This window comes from Bacteroidia bacterium (genome assembly GCA_016218155.1).
Lineage (GTDB): Bacteria > Bacteroidota > Bacteroidia > Bacteroidales > GWA2-32-17 > GWA2-32-17.
Window position 1 is genome coordinate 1 of record JACREQ010000104.1, and the last position, 1,221, is coordinate 1,221.

Genomic DNA, 1,221 nt, shown 5'->3' on the forward strand with positions numbered 1-1,221 from the left:
AGCCTCGCTCTTTCGGAAGACATCAAGACGTTTTTTTATCATAAAAACAAAATTGATGTCTTTTTCTTTTGTCCTACTGGTCGGTTGTAAAAGTTATTTACATACCTTTGTTAATATCAAATTTTTACCGAACTATTGAAGATATATAACCTACATTTTACTTATAATAATTCAGTCCCTGTTAATAGTACAGAAAATTCACCATTACAAATTTACCCCAATCCCTTCACTAATAAAACGTCTATTGTATTTGACAATCCGCATAATAGTTCATATGAACTTATAATTACTGATATTACAGGGAAAAAAGTTAAAGAAATTAAAGAAATTCGTTCCAATACTATAGAAATAAACAGAAAAGAATTAAGAAGTGGTATATATACAGTTGAACTAAAAGGTGAAAAATTATTTATGGGTAAAATTATTATCGAATAGAAGATATTTTGAACAACAAATACTAAAAAATAATAAGAATACGCCCAGCAGGTAACATCGTGCAAGCCGCATTTTTGCAGGGATTGATAAGCTAAGGCTTCGCCTATGCGCTGTTAAATAAGGTTGCAAAAACGACGTCCTGCACGAGTACCGTTATGCACAAGCTTTCGGAACGAATAAGTAAACAACAAAATATTTTTTATAAATAGACTTTAATTCACTAAAAAATAAATATTATGGTTAATTTTATTAAATCAGGAATTGAGTGCAATAAAGCAGCAAAGTATTTTGGAAGAGTTTATGTAATATTAAATAAATTAGATGCTGAAATTCAAAATGATCTATCATGTGATTATTCAAAATATTCAGAATCACTTTTTTTTCTTGCATACATTTGTCGTAAAGAAATTATAGACCGTATTGGGAAATATAGATGGTTTTCAAATATGTTAATGGCTATTCCACTGATTTCACAAAAAACCATACCAATATCCGCTGCATACTCACAAACTGTTGAGCGTGTTATTGAATTATCTATTAAGACAAATTTTGCTAAGGAAGTGAAAAATATATTTGACAAAGGTGAGATATATTATCAAATGGAAAGAAATATTCCACAATCAATAATTGATAACTTTAAAAAAATAGGCTCTTATCTAAATATTGGTTGATTTTTATATATACTGTAATTTTGCTACCATATCAGGGTCAAGTTCACATGTAAAATGCCGCTTGACTGGACATCTATATGTCCTCTTTGAAAAATTCTCAATAAACCTTTTGTAA

At 28.8% G+C, this 1,221-nt stretch carries 2 protein-coding genes; both read left to right on the top strand.

The genetic code is table 11. The features are described 5' to 3' along the window. The first annotated feature begins 135 nt into the window (after positions 1–135). Entirely contained in the window at positions 136–435 is a 300-nt protein-coding gene (locus HY951_16435; GenBank protein ID MBI5541648.1) for a T9SS type A sorting domain-containing protein, read from the top strand. 236 nt (positions 436–671) lie between these two features. Continuing rightward, entirely contained in the window at positions 672–1,106 is a 435-nt protein-coding gene (locus HY951_16440; GenBank protein ID MBI5541649.1) for a hypothetical protein, read from the top strand. Positions 1,107–1,221: the final 115 nt, after the last annotated feature.

Bases quoted from the DNA above. Each gene is read 5' to 3' on its own strand.
- HY951_16440 (MBI5541649.1), top strand. From the start codon at position 672: ATGGTTAATTTTATTAAATCAGGAATTGAGTGCAATAAAGCAGCAAAG.